The 4482-nt window shown below is 58.7% G+C and carries 4 protein-coding genes; all 4 read right to left on the reverse strand.

Annotated elements, in window-relative coordinates; all coding sequences use genetic code 11:
- Nucleotides 1-596 (reverse strand): NapC/NirT family cytochrome c (locus C8R31_RS15650; protein ID WP_107695110.1); only part of this gene is annotated, 596 nt, incomplete at its 3' end.
- Complete coding sequence (cycA, locus tag C8R31_RS15655; protein ID WP_107695107.1) at nucleotides 596-1306, reverse strand: cytochrome c-550 CycA; 711 nt, start codon at nucleotides 1304-1306, stop codon at nucleotides 596-598. The genes cycA and C8R31_RS15650, both read right to left, overlap by 1 nt.
- A gap of 297 nt (nucleotides 1307-1603) precedes the next feature.
- Nucleotides 1604-2731, reverse strand: a complete 1128-nt coding sequence (gene haoB, locus C8R31_RS15660; protein WP_107695108.1) for a hydroxylamine oxidation protein HaoB — start codon at nucleotides 2729-2731, stop codon at nucleotides 1604-1606.
- A gap of 6 nt (nucleotides 2732-2737) precedes the next feature.
- Nucleotides 2738-4450, reverse strand: a complete 1713-nt coding sequence (locus C8R31_RS15665; protein WP_107695109.1) for a multiheme c-type cytochrome — start codon at nucleotides 4448-4450, stop codon at nucleotides 2738-2740.
- Nucleotides 4451-4482 lie beyond the last annotated feature (32 nt).

The following is a 4482-nucleotide window of genomic DNA, read 5'->3' on the forward strand; positions in this document are numbered from 1 at the left end:
TACTCCTCATCCTCGTCATCGTCCTCATCCTTTTTCTCGGGTTTGAGGACCATCTTGCCCTGCTTTTTGCTCTCGTTGAGGTCGGTCTCCGGGGCTTCCTTGTGCACCAGGTTCTGATGGCAGTCGATGCAGGTGGCGCCTTCGGTTTCCATCTTCTTGTGCGCAGCCTTGGCATCAGCTCCCGGGGGCTGGGGATTCTTGTGACATTCCCGGCAGGTGTTGCTGTCCCATTTCTTCAGGTTCATGCGCGCATCGTGCGCCATGATCAGCCTGCGCTCGTTGAATTTCTCCAGCGTGGAATAGTCGTTGGCAAATTCCAGGTACAACTCGCGCGCACCGTCGACCACGTGCGTGGCCACGGCCAGGTGGAAGTTCTTGAAGCCCTGCGGGATGTGACAGTCCTTGCAGCCGGGGTTGGCGCCCAGTGCCCCATAGTGCGATGAATTCTTCAACTCATCATGAGGATAGGTCATGGAATGACAGCTGGTGCAGAATTCAGTGGTGGAGACGGCGGCCTCGCCGCCGAATACCACCGCCACCATCACAATCCCCAGCAGCGCGCCTGTGAGCAGGGAGCCGCCTGCCTTGATTCCCATCAGTCGTCTACCTCGGTCTTCTTGCCAACCTTGGCCTTGGACTGGAAGTCGTCATGGTACTTGAACTTGGGATCTCCCTCGAACACGCCGTCCAGTTTGTAGTGCTCGTGCATGGCCTTGACGTCCTTTACGTATTTGTCAAAGTTGAAGGTGTATTTCTTGTCCACGCCCGGGTGATACGGGGTGTAGGGCTTCTTGACACCCTTCCAGGGCGAGCCTTCATAGTTCATGTGGCAGGCATTGCAGCTCTCTTCAAAGGCAAAGTCCTGTCCGGCATCGGCCAGCGATGAGCGCGGGGCGGTCTTCTTCGATTTCTCATAGGCCGCACCCGATTTGCGGTGCATGCCCCGGTACTTCGATCCCGGTCCATGGCACGATTCGCAGCCCACGCCGGTCAGGAACTTGTTGGGGTCATCAACCGTATAGCCGCCTTCCTTGCCCCAGCCGTCAACATGGCAGCCTACGCAATCCTTGTCCTTGGTGTAATCCTTTTTAGGATCGAGCTTGGCCTTTTTCTTGGCCTCCTCCTTGGTGCCGGGCTTTAACGATTCCATGGCCTTGGCGTGCGCCGTGTCTCCCCAGGATTCAGCCTGGCTCTTGTGACAGGAACTGCATTTCTTGCGGCCCTCAAACGATTGCGCGGCCGCACTCCCGGATATCACCGCAAACAGGGCTGCGGCGGCAAGTGCGAATGTCATGCGATGGCTCATGATCTCTCCTTTTTTTCTTTCGAAGACAATTGTATCCGTTGGGTTTTATGAATCTTCTATTTTGACCATAACTGTATCTCCGGTTTATGCAAACGGGTAGCACCAGTACCATGACTCTTTCTGGTACCACTGGTACCGGCACTGCGGACCTTGGCAGTATCAGTACTCTACATTATAGGCGCTTACGGCCGTTGCAGGGTCACGCTTCGAAGCGTTGCCTGAGACCCCCGGCAGCGCGGGGATCAGGCAGCGGAGAGGACGCCAGAGCGCAACGCGGTCTGGCGTCTCATGTTTCTTTTAAATAAACCTGTCGCCTTCCATTATGCCGGAGCCCGGCGGGAGATCAGGTGCCCTCGGCAGGAGCGGGGGCGGGAACCGGGGCAGGAGCGCAGCAGGAGCAGCGGATGGGATCTGGTAGACCCAGTAGCCGCCCTGCTGGTAGATGAGCTGCACGGGTTTCAGGTCAAGCGGAGTGGAATTGGTGAAGGGGAGCATCTGGGCAATCAGGCTGCTGCTGTTCTTGTCCGTGCGCAGGAAGTAGCCCCGCACCATCTTGTCGGAGATCGATTGCAGGGTGTAGGTGGTGAAGTTGTTTTCCTGCATCCAGTTCTTGAGATAGCCGATCAAGCCGTGCATGTTGCCTTCCATGGGGAAGTTCTTGTAGGTGATGTCAAACTGGTCGGGCCGCATCAGCCCGAGCTTGTACAGGTCGGTGACGTGGAGCGCAATATAGGCTTCGCGCCCGCCTGCAAGTTCGCGCAGGATGGCAGCGCCCTGCTCGGGCTCTGCAAGGAGGGCGTCGGTGAAGCGCTCGAATTTGCGCCGCTCTTCCTCGGTTGCGGGTGCCCCCCAGAACTGGTCTTCGTATTTGCGGATGGATTCTTCACGGTTGCGCCAGGGGGTGGGAATGATCAGGGGCTGCCCCACATGGGTGGTGAAGAGGGTGTCGCGCCCGGCCAGGAGCTTGATCTGGCGCGAGGTGTCCCACCAGCCGAGGATCAGTGCGTCCTTGGCTGCGTATTTGTCGATGGCGGCAGCCAGGGTGGTCAGTTCACCGAGTTTGCCATCAACGGAGGCAACGAGTTCGCTGGTGTGGTTCTCCCAGTCGATGCGCACGGGCGGTGTCTGGCCGCGTCGGGCGGTGTGGCCCGAGGCCAGGGGCTTTTCGATCTCCTCGGCAAAGACTTCGTATTTGGCGATGGTGAGATCGGGCCAGGGTTCAAGTCCGAGCTTGCTGAATTTGTCCACGCTGCCTTCTTCCACCAGCTGGTAGCGGTAGGGTGCGGGGCCGGGGTTGAACCAGAGCCAGGCAAACCAGGCGAGCAAAAGAATTCCTCCCGCCACCAGGAGGATGCCCAGTGAGGGGAGGAGTCGGTTGTTGCGCCGCGCCGGGGTGACGGCGCGGCTGGTAGTTGCAGATGTCAAGCTGGATTAGCGCTCGCTTCTTTCGCGCCGGCGCCAGCCTGCCAGCGCCAGGGTGCCCGCAAGCAGCATGCCGCCGCCAAGTCCGCCCAGGGAGATCTTGTCATCCTTGCTGTTCAAGTCCAGAAGACCCGCACGGCGACCCGATTCCATCTTGGCTACCCGGGCCTGCAGGGCTGCCATTTCGCGTATCTTGGTGTTCTCGTCCATGATTTCGACGTAGGCGCGGTTCATGGGACCCCAGCCTTCGGTATAGGTCCAGCCGCCCGGGTTGACGTGCGCCAGTCCTACGTGAAGCTTGGGCAGGTCGTTCTCTCCCATTTCCAGCGCTTTCAGTTCGATGGCCGCAGGGTTGTTGTCCTTGGACCAGTAGAGCTGGGTGAAGCCGGCAAACATTTCTTTGTCAGGCGGCAGCGGCAACGGACGGTTGGTCTTCTGTCCGGTCAGCATGCCTTCCTTGTAGAGCTTCTCGGCGACTTCGTGCGCTTCCTTGTATTTGGCTAGGCCGTGCAAGGTGCCTTTGTCCATGAATTCAAGATAGGAGCGGGCAAAGCGCTCGGAGTGGCAGGAGGTGCAGGTCTTGACCCAGGAGTCAAGGCGTGCTTCCGACCATTCGCTGGTGATGTTCTCGGCGATGCCGGGAACAGCCGGGTAGTTGGCCCAGCGAATCTTGCGAACCACGTTGTGGCTGTATTTGCCTTCGTATTCAAAGTGGCAGCCAGCACAGGTCGGGGCAGTCTGACCGCCTTTGCTGTAGGCGTCCTTCAGCGGTGCACTCCAGTTCCACTTGTCGCCCATCATCGAGACGATCTTGCCGTGCTTGCTCATGGAGTAGGCTTCCCAGTTGTTGTGGTCAACCCCGCTGTGGCAGGTGGCACAAGCTTCCGGTTTGCGTGATTCGGCCGCTGAGAATTCGTGACGGGTGTGGCAGGAGTCGCACTTGTTCTGGTTGGTGTGGCACATGCTGCAGCCTTCGGCGATCTCACGCTGGGGCATGGCGGCAAACACGGCAACTTCTACGTTGGCTTTCCAGTCCAGTGCGTGCGAGGGACGTCCCTGCGGCCATTGGTTGTTCGGCCAGATCAAGGTGTCGCGCTCGGATTCGCGTTCGGCAAATTCGGCCAGGTGACACACGCCGCATACGTCCGCCGTGGGCATGCGCAGGTCTTTCATGTGGTCGGCCTTGCCCTTGGCGTTGATGTCAACGTGGCAGTCGATGCAGCCTACTTCCTTGAGCTTCTCGTTGGCGCCCAGCCGGTTCATCGAGCGAAGGTTCTTCTCGACTTCTTCCAGCTTGGCTTTCTTGTAGAAGGTGGGGTCTTCAGGCTTTAAGTTCCTGACCTTGTCCAGGTTGGCGTGCGTGCTCTTCTTCCAGGCGCTCACCCATACCGGCGATTCGTCCGTGTGGCATTTGACGCATTCGTCCCGACCCGCCACTTCTTTCATGGAGGTCGGCGGCTTGTAGAAGGAGGCCGGGTCAAAATACATGCTCATCGGAATCGGCTCCCAGTATTTGGCAAGGGTCCCGCGTCCAGCACCTTGCGCAGGATCCTTGTAGCGCTTGACCAGCGCTTCATGCAATTCCTTGGGCGAGGCCGATTGCTCCAGATTCAGCGCTTTGTATGTCTCTTTGGGTACGCTGGGAAAGTTAGCCCATGCAGTCGCGCTCAACAGCGCTCCACATGCCAGCGTAACCACCCTCAGCCAAGGCTTCGATGCCATCTCTTCTCTCCTATCTTCCGTAGTAATTTTTT

The sequence above is a fragment of the Nitrosospira sp. Nsp2 genome (assembly GCF_003050965.1).
Taxonomy (GTDB): Bacteria; Pseudomonadota; Gammaproteobacteria; order Burkholderiales; family Nitrosomonadaceae; genus Nitrosospira.

Coding starts and splice junctions, on each gene's coding strand:
- cycA (WP_107695107.1), bottom strand. CDS start 1,306: ATGAGCCATCGCATGACATTCGCACTTGCCGCCGCAGCCCTGTTTGCG.
- C8R31_RS15665 (WP_107695109.1), bottom strand. CDS start 4,450: ATGGCATCGAAGCCTTGGCTGAGGGTGGTTACGCTGGCATGTGGAGCG.